Here is a 17,412-nt window from a genome sequence, read left to right as displayed (position 1 = left end):
GTCGTTCGTTCGGTGCCGTGAAAAACGGATGCTCGAGTACGACGCAGAGTAGGACCGGGTCGCGGTGCCTCGGAGTCACGGTCTACGATTCGATGAGCGCAAGCCAGAAGCCGTTGTCCGCAGCCCGGGCGACGGACCCTGCGGGCGCAACCAAGGGCTCTTTGACGGAGTCTGCGGAGCGACCAAAGGCACATTCAGGAGGATCAGTGACTGCCGTAGCGCCCCAGCCAGTCCCCACGATAGCGCCGGCCAGGCCTTACCCGCCGCGGCAGGGACCCAAGGGCTCATTCATTTTCAAGATGATCACGACCACCGATCCCAAGGTGCTCGGAATCATGTACTTGGCGACTTCCATCGCCTTCTTCCTCATCGGTGGCCTCATGGCACTGATGATGCGTGCCGAACTTGCTGTACCCGGCATGCAGTTCCTTTCCAACGAACAGTTCAACCAGCTGTTCACCATGCACGGCACGATCATGCTGCTGCTGTACGCGACCCCGATCGTCTTCGGCTTCGCGAACTACATTCTTCCGCTCCAGATCGGTGCACCCGACGTCGCGTTCCCGCGCCTGAACGCGTTCAGCTACTGGCTGTACCTGTTCGGTGCGATCATCACGACGGCCGGATTCGTCACGCCCGGTGGCGCAGCAGACTTCGGTTGGACGGCATACACGCCGCTGACCAGCGCGCTGCACAGCCCCGGCGTCGGCGCCGACCTGTGGGTCTTGGGTCTGGCCGTCGCCGGCCTCGGCACCATCCTCGGTGGCGTCAACATGGTCACCACCGTGATCTGCCTGCGCGCACCCGGTATGACCATGTTCCGCATGCCGATCTTCACCTGGAACATCTTCATCACCAGCATCCTGATCCTGCTGGCGTTCCCGCTGCTGACCGCTGCATTCATGGGCTTGTTCGTCGACCGCCATCTCGGTGGGCACATCTTCGACCCGGCAACGGGCGGTGTGCTCCTGTGGCAGCACCTGTTCTGGTTCTTCGGTCACCCCGAGGTGTACATCATCGCGCTGCCGTTCTTCGGCATCGTCTCGGAGATCTTCCCGGTCTTCAGCCGTAAGCCGATCTTCGGCTACAGCGGCCTGGTGTACGCAACGTTGGCCATCGCCGCTCTGTCGATCGCAGTGTGGGCCCACCACATGTACGCAACCGGCGCTGTTCTCCTGCCGTACTTCTCGTTCATGACGTTCCTGATCGCTGTGCCGACAGGTGTGAAGATCTTCAACTGGATCGGCACGATGTGGAAGGGGCAGTTGACCTTCGAATCGCCGATGTTGTTCTCGATCGGCTTCCTGATCACCTTCCTTTTCGGTGGTCTGTCGGGTGTCATCCTCGCGAGCCCGCCGCTCGACTTCCACGTCACCGACAGCTACTTCGTCGTCGCCCACTTCCACTACGTGGTCTTCGGCACGGTCGTGTTCGCCACGTACGCCGGTATCTACTTCTGGTTCCCGAAGATGACCGGTCGCATGATGGACGAGCGTCTCGGCAAGTGGCACTTCTGGACCACGTTCGTCGGTTTCCACGGCACGTTCCTCGTTCAGCACTGGCTCGGTGCCGAAGGTATGCCGCGTCGTTACGCCGACTACCTGCCCTCGGACGGGTTCACGGTTCTGAACTCGGTGTCCACGATCTTTGCCTTCGTACTCGGTGCCTCGACGCTTCCGTTCATCTGGAACGTCTTCAAGAGCTACCGCTACGGCGAGGTGGTCACCGTCGACGATCCGTGGGGTTACGGAAACTCGCTGGAGTGGGCAACCACCTGCCCGCCGCCGCGTCACAACTTCACCGAGTTGCCGCGCATCCGCAGCGAGCGTCCGGCGTTCGAGCTGCACTACCCGCACATGGTGGAGCGGATGCGCGCGGAAGCGCACGTCGGCCCCGGCCACGGCGGGAAGAACGCCAGCACCGTGCTCGAAGATGCTCGTCACGAGCCGCTCACGGTCGGGGACGAAGGCGACCCCGGAACCGACAGCCGCTCCTGAGCGAAGTAACACACTGAAGTAATCAGCGAAGGCCCCGCCCGAGTAACGGGTGGGGCCTTTCGCTTGGCACAATAGTGACGATCAAGACGCGAACGAAGAAACGATCGGAGTTTTCGGTGGGTGCCTCTGACACCACTGTTCTGGTGACTGTGACCGGGCCGGACCGCCCTGGCGTCACCTCGGTACTGTTTGCGGCGCTGTCGCGGCACGATGTGCGTCTACTCGACGTGGAGCAGGTGGTGATTCGAGGTCGACTGACACTCGGTGTCATGGTTGCCTGCCCGAACGATCCCGAAGCGCTTCAGGAAGAACTCGAACAGGCGATGGCGACGGTCGGAATGAACGTCGACATCGAAATCGGTGCCGATCCCGGACGGCCCGCGGTGTCCACCCACGCGGTCGTTGTTCTCGGTAGCCCGGTCAATGCTCGCGCAATGCGATCGGTGGCACGCGAACTCGCGAAGCAGGGCGCAAACATCGATTCCATCCGTGGTGTCGCCGACTATCCGGTCACCGGCCTCGAACTCAGCGTCAGCGCGGCCGATACGGCGGACGGCGACGCGAAGCTGCGCACCGGACTCGCCGAGGTCGCCGCTCTCGAAAACGTCGACATCGCGGTCGAGCGCGCAGGTCTCGCTCGCCGGGCCAAGCGTCTGATCGTGTTCGACGTGGACTCGACGCTCGTCCAGGGCGAGGTCATCGAGATGCTCGCCGCGAAGGCCGGCGTCGAGGACGAGGTCCGCGCCGTCACTGAAGCTGCGATGCGCGGCGAGATCGACTTCACCGAATCACTGCACCAGCGTGTGGCGACACTCGCCGGTCTCGACGCCTCCGTCATCGACGAGGTGGCAGAGAGCATCGAACTGACGCCGGGTGCGCGAACCACGATTCGCACCCTGCGCCGTCTCGGATTCCACTGCGGCGTGGTGTCGGGTGGCTTCCGGCAGGTCATCGAAGGCCTCGCACACGAACTCGAACTGGACTTCGTGCACGCCAACACCCTCGAAATCGTCGACGGCAAGCTGACCGGACGTGTGATCGGTGAAATCGTCGACCGCGCCGCGAAGGCCGTTGCGCTGCGCAAGTTCGCCGATCAGGTCGGTGTGCCGATGGAACAGACCGTCGCCGTCGGTGACGGTGCCAACGACATCGACATGCTCAACGCCGCGGGCCTGGGCGTGGCGTTCAACGCCAAGCCTGCGTTGCGGGAGGTCGCGGACGCTGCTTTGTCGCATCCCTTCCTCGATGCTGTGCTGTTCATTCTCGGTGTGACCCGCGACGAGGTCGAGGCTGCGGACGCCGTCGACGGTGGCGTGCGACGCGTACCGATTCCATGAGTTCCGATCCAGCATTCAGTTCCGATCCAGCTGTGATGTCCGGCCCCGATTCGCGCTGGCGCGAGCGCCACGCGGTGCTGGCTGCTGGGTACGGAGGGCGAGACGATCCCGCGGATCCGGCACTGGTGTTGGCGATGCCGATCGTTCTGCACATTCCGAAGGCAGACCCGCCCAAGCGCACCGCACTGCTCGAGGCTGCGGCAACGGCGGCTGTGGCTCTGTGTCTGGACGAACGCGTCGGGTTTACCGAAGACGGGGAACCCGGCCCCTGGCACGAGGACTATTCGGCGTGGGTGGGTGCCCGGATTAGGAAGGTGTCTCGTCGAGCGCGAGGAGCGCAGTGGCTCGCCGCGCAGGAGGTACCGGGAATCACCGTCGATGTGGATGGCGCGCAGGCGCGGGCTCTGGTTCCCGGGCCGGTCGGAGAACTGGACCCGCGAATCAAGAAGTTGCAGATCGGTGGGACCGATCTCGAGCACGACGAGCCTGGCCCGCCGGAGCCTGGTCTTCCGGTGCTGTGGATCGACTCGGCGCTCGAGATGACGGTTGGCAAGGCGTCGGCACAGGTCGGGCATGCCTCGATGTTGTTGGCGGCGGCCATGTCCGAGAAACAGTGCTGGGCCTGGGCGCAGAACGACTTTCGCTGCTCGGTGCGCGACGCGAGCCCGGAACAGTGGGCCGAAGCAGTAGTTCGGCTGAAGAAGTCGGAGGCCGTCGCGGTTCGTGACGCTGGTTTCACGGAAGTGGCACCAGGCTCCATGACAGTCATCGCGGTTCCGTAGAGACGCAACCGACCAGTCCAGTATCGGCAACTTGGCTATGGATGAACAGTCCAGTGGCCATCAAGATGGTCGGGTGTTGATACGGAGATTCGCCTCGCTGTTCGTTGGTCTGTGGTTGTACGGCTTCTCGATGGCCATGATGATCACAGCCGGTCTTGGTCTGGATCCCTGGGATGTGTTCCATCAGGGCGTGGCCGAGCATGTTTCGCTCAGTTTCGGCGTGATCACTGCGATTACCGGTGCGGTGGTATTGCTGCTCTGGATTCCGATCCGTCAGCGGCCGGGATTCGGAACGGTCGCCAATGTCGTTGTAATTGCCATCTCGGTGGATACCTCACTGGCCTTCTTGCCGGTCTTTGATTCCATGCCAGTTCGAGCCATAATCATGGTCGCGGGAATCCTCCTCAACGGACTGGCCAGCGTTCTCTACATCGGCGCGGGCGTGGGGCCGGGCCCCCGCGACGGGTTGATGACAGGACTGGTGGCGCGCACCGGCTTGTCGGTCAGGCTCGTGCGTACCAGCATCGAAATCGCGGTCCTCGCTACCGGATGGCTCCTCGGTGGAACGGTTGGCATCGGAACCGTGTTGTACGCCTTCGGGATCGGACCGACCATTCAATTCCTGATCAAGGTGCTGCCGGATTCCATGACAGCAGCGGTGACCGGAGGACGTGTCACGGAACGTAAGGCCAAGACCGTGGGGCCGGTCAATGAGATCTCCGTGCCGACGGGAACTTCGGCCGTGGAAGCGGGTTCGCCGGTCGGTGACGTCGAATCGAACGATGCAGTCAATGTGTCGTCGAACCATTCCGGAGTGCCGACGGTGACCTGAACCGGTCCACCGGAATGCAGGATCAGGAGCCAACTGTCGTCACCGAGCGGGCGCCCGGTCCGAGTGTGAGACCGAACGTCGGCTCCGTCGATCCAGGCCTGCAGCGTTCGGTGACTCTCGTCGTACCATGCGGTGTCGTCGAACTCGACGCCGGCAGCGTCGAACCAGACGAGGTCCGGGTGCTCCAGTCTTCTTCTGCCTTCGAAGAATTCGGGCTGACGCAACGCTGGTGCTGCTCGGCGTAATCCGAACGCTCGGGAGACGAACTGCACCAACGACTGATCGGCCGCCGTCCAGTCCAGGGCCCACGAATCGGCTGGGGAGGCAAGTGTGGGAACACAATACGCGTTGTTGTTTCCGCCGAGACTGTGGCCGAACTCGTCTCCGGCGGTGAGCATCGGTGTGCCTGTCGACAGCACGAGCGTGGCCAGTAGCGCCCGTACATGACGTGCCCTGGCGTCCTGAATCTCGGGATCGGTGCTCGGGCCTTCGATTCCGTGGTTGAACGAATCGTTGTGATCGGCGCCGTCACGATTGTCTTCACCGTTGGCTTCGTTGTGCTTGTGGTTGTACGCGACCAGATCGGCGGCGGTGAACCCGTCGTGCGCTGTGACGAAGTTGATCGACGCCCAGGGGCGACGGCCGCTGCCGGCAAAGATGTCCTCGGAACCGGCGAGGCGCGACGCGACCTTCCGGACGCTGGAGCCGCCGTTCCAGAACTGGCGAATGGTGCTGCGGTACTTGTCGTTCCATTCCGACCATTGGAGTCCGAAGTTTCCGACCTGGTAACCGTCTGCAGTGGCATCCCACGGTTCGGCGATGAGCTTGCACCGAGTCAGTACCGGATCGGAGGAGATGGCGGACAGGATGGACGCCCGCTGGTCGAAGCCTCCGCCGCGCGGCCTACCCAACGCGCTCGCAAGATCGAATCGGAAGCCGTCGACACCCATTTCGGTGGCCCAGTAACGGAGGCTGTCGGTGATCATGCGGACGGCGATGGGGGAGCAGGCGTCGACCGTGTTGCCGCACCCGGTCAGGTCGATGTCGCGGCCGTCGCCGTCGAGAAGGTAATAGCCGGGGCCGTCCAAACCTCGCCAGCTGACACTGATTCCGTCGACACTCTGCTCGCAGGTGTGGTTGTAGACGACGTCGAGGATGACCTCGATGCCTGCCGCGTGTAGTGCGTCGACCATGATCCGGAACTCGGTGACTTCGCCGCCCGGAGTTGCCGCGTATCCGGGATGCGGGGCGAAGTACGACGCCGTCGAGTATCCCCAGTGGTTGCGCATCCCTCGCTCGCGGACGCTGTGTTCGGTCAGAAATGCCTGTACGGGAAGCAGTTCCACGGCGGTGACGCCGAGTGAGACGAGGTGATCGATCACGGCCGGTGCCGTCAGGCCGAGGTACGTTCCACGGTGGGCGGCGGGTACTCCTGGATGACTGGCGGTGTACGCGCCCACATGCAGTTCGTAGATGACGCTTTCCTCCCACGGCGTCTCGAGGCGGGCTCCGGCGGGCGCGAGGCCGGGAGTCACCACGGACAGCGGCACGTGGCCGAGCGAGTCGACCGTCGACGGGTCGCCGAAGGGATCGTCGGCGTACGACAGGAGGGCACGGTGATCACCGAGATCCCCCTCGATGCGGCGCGCCCACGGATCGACGAGCAGCTTGTGTGGATTAAGTCTCAGCCCGGCGCGCGGATTCCACGGGCCGGACGCCCGAATTCCGTAACGCTGCCCCGCACCGATCCCGGAGATGATTCCGTGCCAGATTCCGTACGTGTGTTGCCGAAGTTCGACGCGATCTTCGTTTCCGTCCTGGTCGATCAGGCAGATGTGGACGCTCGACGCAGCTGGGGCGTGGACCGCGAACTGGGTTCCGGAGTCCACGATGTGGGCGCCGAGTGGGAACGGAGACCCGGGCGTCGGGGTGTGAGTTTCGATGAGAGGCGACACGCAAGATGATCCTGCCGTGAACGGCCGGAGAATGTGCGGGAAGATGTTCGGGTGCCGCTACCTGATCCAGATCTGCTCATCGATTTCGACAACGTACTCATCCGTCGGGGAGGGTCCACTCTCGTGGGGCCCGTCACCTGGAAAGTGGAGCTGGACGAGCGATGGGTGGTGCTCGGACCCAATGGTGCCGGCAAGACCTCGCTGCTGCGTATCGCGGCCGGTGAGACTTTCCCGACCAGTGGTTCTGCCCACCTCCTTGGCGAAGTTCTCGGCAAGGTCGACGTCAACGAGTTGCGCCCGCGAATCGGTTTGTCCTCGTCGTCGTTGGCGAACCGCGTGCCCGGCGACGAGAAGGTCAGCGACCTCGTCGTGTCGGCGGGCTATGCCGTTCTCGGTCGGTGGCGCGAGGAGTACGAATCCATGGACACCTCGCGCGCTGTGGAGATGCTCGAAAGCCTCGGCGCCGAGCACCTGGCGGATCGGACGTACGGGACGCTTTCCGAAGGCGAGCGCAAGCGCGTCCTCATCGCGCGAGCCTTGATGACCGATCCCGAACTTCTTCTCCTGGACGAGCCCGCCGCCGGGCTCGATCTCGGTGGACGTGAGGAACTTGTGGCTAGACTCGCCGAACTGGCTGCCGATCCGGACGCCCCGGCTACCGTTCTGATCACCCATCACGTCGAGGAAATCCCGCCGGGATTCACCCACGCACTCCTTCTCAAGGAAGGGGAGGTCGTCTCCCAGGGGCTTCTGGACGACGTCATCACCGCCGAAAATCTGAGCGCGGCATTCAGCCAGTCCATCAGCCTCGACAAGGCGGACGGCCGATACTTCGCGCGCCGCGCGAGACCGTCCGGAGCTCATCGCGCGTGAGCTTCAGTGGGACCTGAAATGCGGCCCAGATCACAGATCGCGTAGGTTCGCGAAGCATGGCTAACGAGAATGCAAACGCTGTCCCCGAGCCCAAGGATGCGTCGACCGTCATCTTGGTGCGCGATGCCGAATCCGGTATCGAGATCTTCCTGCTTCAACGAGTACAGGGGATGGCGTTTGCCGGGGGCATGACGGTCTTCCCCGGAGGCGGCGTCGACAAGTCCGATGCGACGGCCGAGGTCGAGTGGGCCGGGCCGTCGGTCGAGTGGTGGGCCGAGCGGTTCAGCACGGATGTTGCTCGGGCGAAGGCTCTCGTCTTGGCTGCGGTGCGGGAAACTTTCGAGGAGTGCGGTGTCCTGCTGGCCGGCCCCACGGCTGACACGGTCGTCGCGGACACGGCCGGCTATGCACAGGACCGAGTAGCTCTCGAAAAGCACGAGCTGTCGTTCAGCGATTTCCTGAAGAAGGAGAACCTGGTCCTGCGAACGGATCTGCTGCGGCCGTGGGCGAACTGGATCACGCCGGTGGGCGAGACCCGCCGCTACGACACGCGCTTCTTCGTCGCAGCGTCACCGACCGGACAGATCGCGGACGGCGTCACCTCCGAGGCCGCCGAGGTTCGTTGGCAGAGCCCGCAGGACGCGCTGGCGCACTGGCGGGAGGGTGGCAGCATCCTGTTGCCGCCGACGTGGAGTCAGCTGACCGAATTGGCCAAGTTCAGTTCGGTGGCGGAGATACTCGCAGCCGAGCCGGTGATTCCCGTCATCCTGCCTACGTTGATCACCGACGAGGAAACGCTGCGCGTCGAGTTCCCGAACCAGGACGGTTACTACGTCGCCGGGCCGCATCCGTGGTCGGTCAAGGCGGCAAAGTAACCTCTCGACCATGGCTGAATTTGTGACTCTCGAGGTTTCCGAAGGCATCGGCACCATCCGTCTGGCGCGTCCGCCCATGAACGCTCTGAACCGTCAGGTTCAGGACGAGTTGGCTGCTGCCGCACACGCTGCGACCGTCGACAAGGCAGTCAAGGCCGTCATCGTCTACGGCGGCGAGAAAGTCTTCGCAGCCGGTGCCGACGTCAAGGAAATGGCCGAGATGGATTACGGCCAGATCCGTGACGCGATCGGTGGCATGCAGGCCGGGCTCGGCGCCGTGGCGTCCATCCCGAAGCCGACCGTTGCCGCGATCACCGGATACGCACTCGGTGGTGGACTCGAAGTTGCACTCTCGGCCGATCGCCGGATCGTCGGAGACAACGCCAAGCTCGGAGTTCCGGAGATTCTGCTCGGAATCATTCCCGGTGGCGGCGGAACGCAGCGTCTGGCTCGTCTGATCGGTCCGGCCAAGGCCAAGGATCTGGTCTTCACCGGCCGTTTCGTCGGGGCTGACGAGGCGTTGGCCATCGGTTTGGTCGACGAGGTCGTCGCTCCCGACGACGTGTACACCGCGGCCCGGACATGGGCCTCGCAGTTCGTCGGGGGAGCGTCACGTGCGTTGGCTGCTGCCAAGGCAGCCATCGACGAGGGTCTGAACACCGACCTGGAATCCGGGCTCAAGATCGAGCAGCATCTGTTCGCCGGATTGTTCGCGACCAAGGATCAGGCGATCGGCATGGAGTCGTTCATCGCGAACGGTCCGGGCAAGGCCGAGTTCACGGGCGAGTAGGCTCCCCTAAACTAGAACTTGTTCATCTCTTACCAGCGAGTAGGATAGCCGCCATGACAGCCAGCCCGAATGACGACGCAACCGTCACGCCGCCCGCCGCTACCGACACCTCGGTAGTCGACCCCGCGCCGCGGCCGCACGCCACGGCCGAAGAGGTCGAGGCCGCTCGTAAGGACACCAAGCTCGCCCAGGTGCTCTACCACGACTGGGAAGCCGAAACCTACGACGACAAGTGGTCCATCTCGTACGACGAGCGCTGCATCGACTACGCACGTGGTCGTTTCGACGCCGTCGCGGGCGATCAGCCGCTCCCGTACGAGCGCGCGCTCGAACTCGGTTGCGGCACCGGATTCTTCCTCCTGAACCTGATGCAGGGTGGAGTCGCCAAGACCGGTTCGGTCACCGACCTCTCGCCCGGTATGGTCAAGGTCGCACTGCGCAATGCCGAAAGCCTCGGCCTTCCGGTCGACGGCCGTGTTGCCGATGCCGAGACCATTCCGTACGAGGACAACACCTTCGACCTGGTGGTCGGCCACGCCGTGCTGCACCACATTCCGGACGTCGAGAAGTCGCTCCGTGAGGTCCTTCGTGTCCTCAAGCCCGGCGGACGTTTCGTCTTCGCCGGTGAGCCCACCACTGTCGGCAACTTCTACGCCCGCTGGCTCGGCCGCGCGACGTGGGAAGCAACCACACGCGTGACCAAGCTGCCGTTCCTCGCAGACTGGCGTCGTCCGCAAGAGGAACTCGACGAGTCTTCTCGTGCAGCAGCTCTCGAAGCTGTCGTCGACATCCACACGTTCGACCCCACCGACCTCGAGAACATGGCGAAGTCTGCGGGCGCCGATCAGGTCCACGCTGCCACCGAGGAATTCGCCGCGGCGCTTCTCGGCTGGCCTGTCCGTACCTTCGAAGCGGCTGTTCCGCCGGAGAAGCTCGGTTGGGGCTGGGGGCGTTTCGCTTTCGGTGGTTGGAAGACGCTCAGCTGGGTCGACGAGAAGGTGCTCCGCCACGTCGTTCCTCGCGGATTCTTCTACAACGTCATGATCACCGGCGTGAAGCCCGGCAACTGAATTGGGTTATGACTTCACCCTCGGCGACGTCGACTATCTCGGAAGTGATTCCGGCGTAGCTGCCTTGGCCGAGGTGGATCAGCTCGAACTGTCCACGCGTACGCGTCTGGCCGACATCGGCCGGACGCGTACTCGTTTCGGTGATCACATGCCTGCGCTCGTGGACACCGTCCTGCTTCGACGCAAGGCCGTTACGAAACTGCCCGGCAGTGATCAGTGGTTGTTCACGGACGACGCGATGCAGCAGGCCACTCCCGGTGTTGTGGCGGCGCACCGCGCGCAGCGTCTGATCGGGCGCGACGTCCACGACGTGACGTGCTCCATCGGCGCCGAACTGCATGCCTTGACCGGAGTTGCGCATCGCGTGATCGGCAGCGACATCGATTCCGTTCGCCTGGCGATGGCGCAGCGCAATGTGCCGAGCGCAGCGTTGCTGCGGGCCGACGCGCTCCGCCCGACGACACGCGACACCGTCGTACTGGCAGACCCCGCACGGCGATCGGGCGGTCGCCGCACTCACGATCCGGCAGCGTTGATGCCACCTCTACCGGACCTCATAGAGGCGTACTCCGGCCGTGATCTCGCGGTGAAGTGTGCTCCCGGACTCGATTTCGACAATCTGGGCTGGGACGGGGAAGTCGAGGTCGTCTCGCTCGACGGCGGCGTAAAGGAAGCCTGCCTGTGGTCGACGGGACTGGCCGAGTCCGGCGTCACGCGCCGAGCTTCGGTGCTTCGCTCCGACGGGAGCGGGTGGGCGATCACCGACGCCGAGGACGACGTGATTCCGGAGCAAGCGCCGGGGGAGTGGATCATCGACCCGGACGGAGCGGTAGTGCGCGCGGGCCTCGTGCGCCACTACGCGGCCAGACACGGCCTCTGGCAGCTCGATCCACGCATCGCTTATCTGACCGGTGACAGCGTCCCTGAGGGAGTTCGCGGATTCCGGATCCTCGAGCAGATCAAGTACTCCGAGAAACTGCTCAAACAGACACTGTCCAAGCGGGACTGCGGTGTGGCCGAAATCCTGGTGCGAGGAGTCGACGTGGACCCGGCAGTGCTGCGTCCACGGCTCAAGCTCAAGGGCTCGCTTGCGCTGAGCGTCGTGATCGTACGGATCGGGCGATCGGCGTCGGCCTTCATCTGTGAGGCATCCCGCTAGCTCACTTGAAGACGAACAGCTCACCGATTGCGCTGGGCGTCAACACTTCGCCCTTGGGGCCGATCGAGGTGCCGACGGTGAAGCCGACTGCTCCCGGCAACGTGTCCTGATCCACCGTCTCACCGGTTTCGGTGTCGAAGGTGATCAGGCTCAGTCCGTTCTCACCCTCGCGGACGACGGTGTATCCGGTGTTGCCGGCGGTCTGCGCCGGAACGCCCAGTTGCAGAAGGTCTTTACGTTCCCAGGCCAGTTCGGCGTGATCTCCCTCGTCGCGCACGGCAAGGAGGTGGCCCTTGTCGCCGCCGGCGGGAATGATCAAACCGTCGTCGGACGTCGAGGCACTACCGGCCGAGTTGAAGCCGATGTCGTAACTCCACCTGGTGTCACCGGTTTCGGCGTTCACTGCCCAGAGAGATCCGTTGTTGTCGGTGGCGTAGACGGTCTTGCCGTCCTTCGACAGGTCCGGGCTCGACGCCGTTCCACCGGGAAGCGCGTCGGTGGACCACTCGCGGGTGATGGACGGATTGTCGCCGCCCGTGTACTTCATGGCGACCAGATCGGCTGCCTGAGAACTGGGTCCGTAGAAGGTGAAGTAGAACTTGCCGGTGCCCAGGTCCACTGCCGGGGTATTGGCCACCGGGCAGCCGGACGTGCCGAGGAAGCACTCGTTCAAACCCTTGTTGTCGGGAATGAGTTCTGCATTCGCGCCCTGGTCGATCGACGGCGGCGGGATCAGGTCGAACGACGGAACCACTTTTGCGCCGGTCTGCGGGTTGAGCACGTTGATCTGACCCAATTGGGTGATGAACAACAGGTTTCCGTCGCCGGTGAACTGTGACGAGAGAGGAGTGCCCACAACGAGCGTGCGCCAACGCAATTGACCAGTCTCGGTGAAGGACATCATCGCGCCGCTCTCGCCGACGTAGACATTGGTGGCAGTGTCGACGATGGGCGTCGAGGCGACTACTCCGTCGTTGAGTCGAGCGCACCACTTCTTGCGACCCGTATCCATCTGGAACGAGAAGAGATTGCAGCCGTTCTCGGTGCGGGCGGTGACGAAGCTCTGGCCGTTCGCGGCCACCGAGGCGTACGCGGCAACCGGACCGCCGAGAGGGCGTGACCATGCGAACTCGACATCGCGTGATCCGGTGACCGGGCTCGTGTCGCTGTTGCGGGCGTCGGCATGTATGGCCGGCCAACCCGCCGACGCGTACCGGTCCACCCGTCCGTCGTCGCTGCCGCAACCGGCGATCAGGGCCGCAGCGATCGCCGTCGACACCATCACGGACGACCGTAGGACCCGCCGCATCACAATCTCCCTGCCTTCACTTGATCAAGAGCCCTCGGTAACTGCACAAGCCCGGACCAGAGACTATCCCGACCGGGGCAACGTGACGGGGCACACCCCGAGGGTCGGTGAGTCGGCCCCACGTAGGCTGAACACTCATGACGAGCATGTGGGGCGCACCGTTGCGCACTCGATGGCGGGGATCACGCCGAGGCGACAGCGATCAGGCCAAGTTCTTGACGGTCGATTCCCTCAAATGGGTTCTGGCGAACAAGGCGTACACACCCTGGTATCTGGTGCGGTACTACCGTCTCGCCAAGTTCAAGATGGCCAACCCGCACGTGATCCTGCGCGGCATGGTGTTCCTCGGCAAGAACGTCGAAATCCATTCCACCCCCGACCTGTCCCGCCTCGAGATCGGGCGCTGGGTGCACATCGGTGACGGCAACGCGATCCGCTGCCACGAAGGCTCGCTGCGCATCGGCGACAAGGTCGTCTTCGGCAAGGACAACGTCGTCAACACGTACCTCGACATCGAAATCGGTGCGTCGACGCTCGTAGCCGACTGGTGCTACATCTGCGACTTCGACCACCGCATGGACGACATCAACACACCGATCAAGGACCAGGGCATCGTCAAGGGCCCCGTCCGTATCGGCCCGGACACGTGGGTGGCAGCGAAGGTCACCGTGCTGCGAAATACCCGCGTCGGACGCGGTTTGTGTCCTCGGGGCGCACGCCGTCGTCAAGGGAGACATCCCGGACTACAGCATCGCGGTCGGCTCGCCCGCGAAGGCGGTCAAGAACCGCAAGTCCGATTGGGAAGCCGGCGCTGCCGATCGTGCAAAGTACATCGCGGCGCTCGAGGACATCGCACGCAAGAAGGCTGCTGCGGACGCTGCCGACGCGTCGTCGACGTCGTAGCTCACTTTTTGGCAGAACCAGCGATTACTTTCGGCGCCGCAACCGGTCTGTATCGGTATCGGCGCCGAAAGTCTGCGCCGGTGAAAGGAGTGCCGACATGAGCGAACAGACACCCGAATGGGTCGTGGCGCAGCGCCGCGAACTGGTGGGATTTCTCGAAGGCCTGAGCACGGAGCAGTGGAACGCGCCGACCCTGTGCGAGGGGTGGCGGGTCCGCGAAGTGATCGCGCACATCACCATGCCCTACCGATACTCGGCGCCGCGATTCGTCGTGGAAATGGTCAAGTCACGCGGAAACTTCAACAAGATGTCGAACCGGCGAGCGCTCGCCGATGCGTCCGAAGTCGGTGAGCGACAACTGCTTGCCTCGCTTCGCGACAACGTTGCACACCCGTGGAAGCCTCCAGGCGGCGGCTTCGAGGGTGCGCTCTCGCACGACGTGATCCACGGTCAGGACATTCGCGTGGCACTCGGCGACGACTACGTGGTGCCCGAAGACCGGCTCACTCGCGTGCTCAGCGGACTCTCGCCCAAAACCCTGAAGTATTTCGGGACGGACCTCGACGGCGCTCGGCTGCGCGCCGACGACCGAGACTGGACGTACGGTGCCGGCGCCGAGGTTCACGGGGCGGCGCAGGATCTCCTGCTCGTGCTGTGCGGCCGGATGATGCCACCAGGCCATCTGCTCGGGGATGCGAGTTCTCGTTTCACCGCGCCCCTCCCGACCCGCTGAGGTCAGCGCGTCAGCGACCAGGGAGCGGCCGCTCGGGAATCTGTGGCCGTGCCAACGGCTGCCGCACCCGACGCTTCGCGCCCGCGTAGACGTGAGCAGTCTCCTCGGCGACCTGATGCCAGTCGAAGTCCGATGTCAGGCGTGCGCGGGCGGCCACTGCCCGTTCCTGCGCCCCGGCGGGATCGTCGAGTACCTCGCGGACAGCCGAGGTGAGCCCGGCGATGTCGCCCGGTTGGAAGGACATCCCCGTCACCCCGTCGACGACGGCTTCGCCCAGTCCGCCTGCGGTGGACGTGATCAGCGGAGTGCCGGCCGCCGCCGCTTCGAGGGCGATGATTCCGAACGGCTCGTAGCGCGACGGCAGGACGATGGCGTCCGCTCCGTGCAGCCAGCTGAGCAGTTCCGTGTGATCGAGGTTGCCGAGAAAGTCCACCGCCCGCGCGACGCGATGCGTGCGTGCCTGTTGGTAGAGCCAGGTGAACTGGGTGCCTTCGCCCGCGATCGCGAGGGTCGTGCCGGGGTGGCTACGACGGATTCGGGGGAGTGCTGCGATGGCGTCCTGCACGCCCTTCTCGTATTCCAGGCGGCCGACAAAGAGGAGTTTCGGCGGTCCGGATCGCGGTCCACGTTCGCGAAAGTTCCACGTGGTCACGTCGATTCCGTTGCGGATGACGGTGATCGGCGGCAGCGTCGGGCCGTAGAGCTCGGTCACTTCTTCCTGCATGGACGCCGAACAAGTTATGAGAGAGTCGGATTCGTTTGCCAGCCACCACTCGACGGAGTGGACCTGGCGGTTGATGCGTCCGGAGATCCAGCCGCTGTGGCGACCCGCCTCGGTGGCGTGAAGTGTGGAAACCAGTGGGACGTCATAGAATTCGGCCAGGGCGATCGCCGGATGTGCGACCAGCCAGTCGTGCGCGTGCACGACGTCGGGCTGCCAGCCCTCGCCCACTCCTGGCTTGTGCAGCGCCATCCCGGCACGGACCATCGCGTGACCCATCGCGAGGGTCCACGCGAGCATGTCCTCGCCGAAGACGAAGTGCGCGGGGTCCTCGGCCACTGCGACGACAAGGACGCCCTCGGAAATGTGCGTGATCGTCGGGTGCGTCGACGCATCCGTGCCGGAGGGGCGACGCGAGAGAACAACGACCTCGTGGCCTGCAGCCGCCAACTCGGTGGCGAGATGGTGGACGTGTCGGCCGAGGCCGCCGACGACGACCGGTGGGTACTCCCACGAGACGATGAGAATTTTCACGACGGACTCAGTTCTGTGTCAGGTAGACGGCGAGCATCCAGTCCCGGGAACAACCCGTCGGCGCGATTCCAGCCTTCGGCGAGTCGCTCGGCGACGGCATCGCGGCCGGAAACGAGCGCTTCGGAGATTTCCCTGGTCGCGTGGGCGTGCTTGTGTGCGCGTTCGCGGGCGTACCCCGCGGCCGAATCCTTGCTCACCATGAATGCCCAATCGCTCGAAACTGTCATCAGTGTCTCGCGAAGTACCTGATCGTTGACCCGGTTTCGCAGTTCCGGTCGTCCGGGTGCGTTGTTGCGTCCGCGAGACTTGTCCACGGTGCCGAGCGCGGTCTCCACCACTTCGGAGTTCAGTTGCACCAGGTCGGACACCTGATCGCCAGCCCAGACACGCCAGTCCTTACCCGATCCCCAGGACGAATCCTCGAGTTGAACGGGTTCGCCGACGTATCCCGATGCCTTGGCGTCGGCGAGGGTGCCGACGCGAATTCCGGCCTCGGGAAGCGCGCGCAGGAGTTTTTCGAGCCACTGCGGACCTTCGTGCCACCAGTGCCCGAACAGTTCGGTGTCGAAAGCTGCGACCACGAGGGCGTCGCGGCCGATGCGGGTGGATTCACTGCGCAGACGCGCGCGAACGGTTTCGACGAAGTCGGCAACATGCTTGTCGACGGCGGCCGCAGCGAGTTCGGGGTCGTACGGCAACTTGTCGGCGGAGTCGACGGTCCGTCCGGTGACTCGCGACGGCTTGAGACCCGTCTCGTGGTCGTAGGTGTGGAAGTCGCGGTAGGCGGCGTGACCCGGATATCCGGACTTGGGGGACCAGACGCGGTAGCTGACCTGCAGGTCGCGGCCGAATGCAACTACGTCGGATTCTCGAACCGGGCGGCCGAGGGACGTGTCGCCGCGCAAGGCGGGGCCGTCGACCATGAAGTGGGTGACGCCCGCTTCGGCGTACCCGCGCTCCATGCCCGGGGTGTACCCGCACTCGGGTCCCCAGATCCCGGTCGGAGTGTGATTCCACCGGGCATGCGCATCGGCGAGACCTTCGCGGAGGGAGAACGCCCGCAAGCGAGGATCGAGCAGCGGTTGGAACGGGTGGGCCAGCGGCCCGCCGAGAAGCTCGAAGGCCTCGCGATCGATGAGGTCGCGGAACACCGGTGAGGCGCCGTGCTGCCAGTGAGTCTCGAAATCTGCGAGAGCGGCAGCTGACGCCCGGTGTTCGCGCGCGCCGAGTTCGCGGTGCGCCGCGTCCGGCATGCCGGCAGCCTCGTGGGCGCGGATCTGCCAGTTGCCGAGCCAGTGATGCATCCCGGCGAGGCAGTGGGGATCGTCCAACTGGGCCGCGAGTACGGGCGTGATTCCCAGCGTCAGCAGGTGCGATCGGCCCTCGTCGGCCAGGCGTCGTAGCGCGGCGGCGAGCGGAATGTACGACGCAGCCCAGGACTGGTAGATCCATTCCTCGCCGACTGGCCATCTGCCGTGGTTGGCGAGCCACGGCAGATGGGAGTGCAGAACCAGGGCGAACATCCCCGGTTCGGTGACGGGT

General features: G+C 64.5%; 13 protein-coding genes and 2 pseudogenes. 11 read left to right on the top strand and 4 right to left on the bottom strand.

The window, feature by feature from the left end:
- Window positions 1-206 precede the first annotated feature (206 nt).
- From ctaD to yczE, 4 genes are all read left to right on the top strand, one after another.
- Entirely contained in the window at window positions 207-1,997 is a 1,791-nt protein-coding gene (gene ctaD / locus ABIE52_RS10295; RefSeq protein WP_020907234.1) for an aa3-type cytochrome oxidase subunit I, read from the top strand.
- A 116-nt stretch (window positions 1,998-2,113) separates the two neighbouring features.
- Window positions 2,114-3,334: a phosphoserine phosphatase SerB gene (gene serB, locus ABIE52_RS10290; protein WP_003944761.1), complete on the top strand. Its 1,221-nt coding sequence runs from the start codon at window positions 2,114-2,116 to the stop codon at window positions 3,332-3,334.
- Window positions 3,331-4,116 carry a peptidyl-tRNA hydrolase gene (locus ABIE52_RS10285; protein WP_063836273.1) on the top strand — a complete coding sequence of 262 codons (786 nt, stop codon included), beginning with the start codon at window positions 3,331-3,333 and terminating at the stop codon, window positions 4,114-4,116. Before serB ends, ABIE52_RS10285 begins: the two co-directional genes overlap by 4 nt.
- A gap of 37 nt (window positions 4,117-4,153) precedes the next feature.
- A complete protein-coding gene (gene yczE, locus ABIE52_RS10280; protein WP_354541482.1) occupies window positions 4,154-4,948 on the top strand; it encodes a membrane protein YczE in 795 nt (264 codons plus the stop codon).
- On the opposite strand, the pseudogene glgX reads toward yczE, so the two are convergent.
- A pseudogene (gene glgX / locus ABIE52_RS10275) lies at window positions 4,861-6,903 on the bottom strand (glycogen debranching protein GlgX); the annotation flags it as partial. The gene yczE and the pseudogene glgX overlap by 88 nt on opposite strands.
- Before the next feature lie 51 nt (window positions 6,904-6,954).
- On the opposite strand from glgX, the gene ABIE52_RS10270 reads away from it, so the two are divergent.
- Genes ABIE52_RS10270 through ABIE52_RS10250 form a run of 5 tightly spaced genes read left to right on the top strand, consistent with a single transcriptional unit; the run spans window position 6,955 to window position 11,670 of the window.
- Window positions 6,955-7,776 carry an ABC transporter ATP-binding protein gene (locus tag ABIE52_RS10270; RefSeq protein WP_003944728.1) on the top strand — a complete coding sequence of 274 codons (822 nt, stop codon included), beginning with the start codon at window positions 6,955-6,957 and terminating at the stop codon, window positions 7,774-7,776.
- Window positions 7,777-7,832: 56 nt separating this feature from the next.
- Window positions 7,833-8,651: an NUDIX hydrolase gene (locus tag ABIE52_RS10265; RefSeq protein WP_065352360.1), complete on the top strand. Its 819-nt coding sequence runs from the start codon at window positions 7,833-7,835 to the stop codon at window positions 8,649-8,651.
- 10 nt (window positions 8,652-8,661) lie between these two features.
- Window positions 8,662-9,441, top strand: a complete 780-nt coding sequence (locus ABIE52_RS10260; protein WP_003944701.1) for an enoyl-CoA hydratase/isomerase family protein — start codon at window positions 8,662-8,664, stop codon at window positions 9,439-9,441.
- Window positions 9,442-9,494: 53 nt separating this feature from the next.
- Complete coding sequence (locus tag ABIE52_RS10255; protein ID WP_003944733.1) at window positions 9,495-10,511, top strand: class I SAM-dependent methyltransferase; 1,017 nt, start codon at window positions 9,495-9,497, stop codon at window positions 10,509-10,511.
- A gap of 1 nt (window position 10,512) precedes the next feature.
- Entirely contained in the window at window positions 10,513-11,670 is a 1,158-nt protein-coding gene (locus tag ABIE52_RS10250; RefSeq protein WP_007729420.1) for a THUMP-like domain-containing protein, read from the top strand.
- 1 nt (window position 11,671) lies between these two features.
- On the opposite strand, the gene ABIE52_RS10245 is transcribed toward ABIE52_RS10250, so the two are convergent.
- Window positions 11,672-12,979: an outer membrane protein assembly factor BamB family protein gene (locus ABIE52_RS10245; RefSeq protein ID WP_192712523.1), complete on the bottom strand. Its 1,308-nt coding sequence runs from the start codon at window positions 12,977-12,979 to the stop codon at window positions 11,672-11,674.
- Between the two features lie 137 nt (window positions 12,980-13,116).
- Here ABIE52_RS10245 and ABIE52_RS10240 point away from each other — a divergent pair.
- Both ABIE52_RS10240 and ABIE52_RS10235 read left to right on the top strand, forming a co-directional pair.
- A pseudogene (locus tag ABIE52_RS10240) lies at window positions 13,117-13,882 on the top strand (acyltransferase).
- 97 nt (window positions 13,883-13,979) lie between these two features.
- Window positions 13,980-14,615: a maleylpyruvate isomerase family mycothiol-dependent enzyme gene (locus ABIE52_RS10235; protein ID WP_065455553.1), complete on the top strand. Its 636-nt coding sequence runs from the start codon at window positions 13,980-13,982 to the stop codon at window positions 14,613-14,615.
- Between the two features lie 10 nt (window positions 14,616-14,625).
- On the opposite strand, the gene ABIE52_RS10230 is transcribed toward ABIE52_RS10235, so the two are convergent.
- Window positions 14,626-15,870, bottom strand: coding sequence for a glycosyltransferase family 4 protein (locus ABIE52_RS10230; RefSeq protein ID WP_003944732.1), 1,245 nt, complete (start codon window positions 15,868-15,870; stop codon window positions 14,626-14,628).
- Window positions 15,867-17,393: a 1,4-alpha-glucan branching protein domain-containing protein gene (locus ABIE52_RS10225; RefSeq protein ID WP_065455790.1), complete on the bottom strand. Its 1,527-nt coding sequence runs from the start codon at window positions 17,391-17,393 to the stop codon at window positions 15,867-15,869. The genes ABIE52_RS10230 and ABIE52_RS10225 overlap by 4 nt, the downstream gene beginning before the upstream one ends.
- Between the last annotated feature and the right edge of the window lie 19 nt (window positions 17,394-17,412).

Source organism: Rhodococcus sp. OAS809, assembly GCF_040546695.1.
GTDB classification, from domain to species: domain Bacteria; phylum Actinomycetota; class Actinomycetes; order Mycobacteriales; family Mycobacteriaceae; genus Rhodococcus_F; species Rhodococcus_F qingshengii.
The sequence above is the reverse complement of the archived record's forward strand: the minus strand, read 5'-3'. Positions and strand labels throughout refer to the sequence as shown.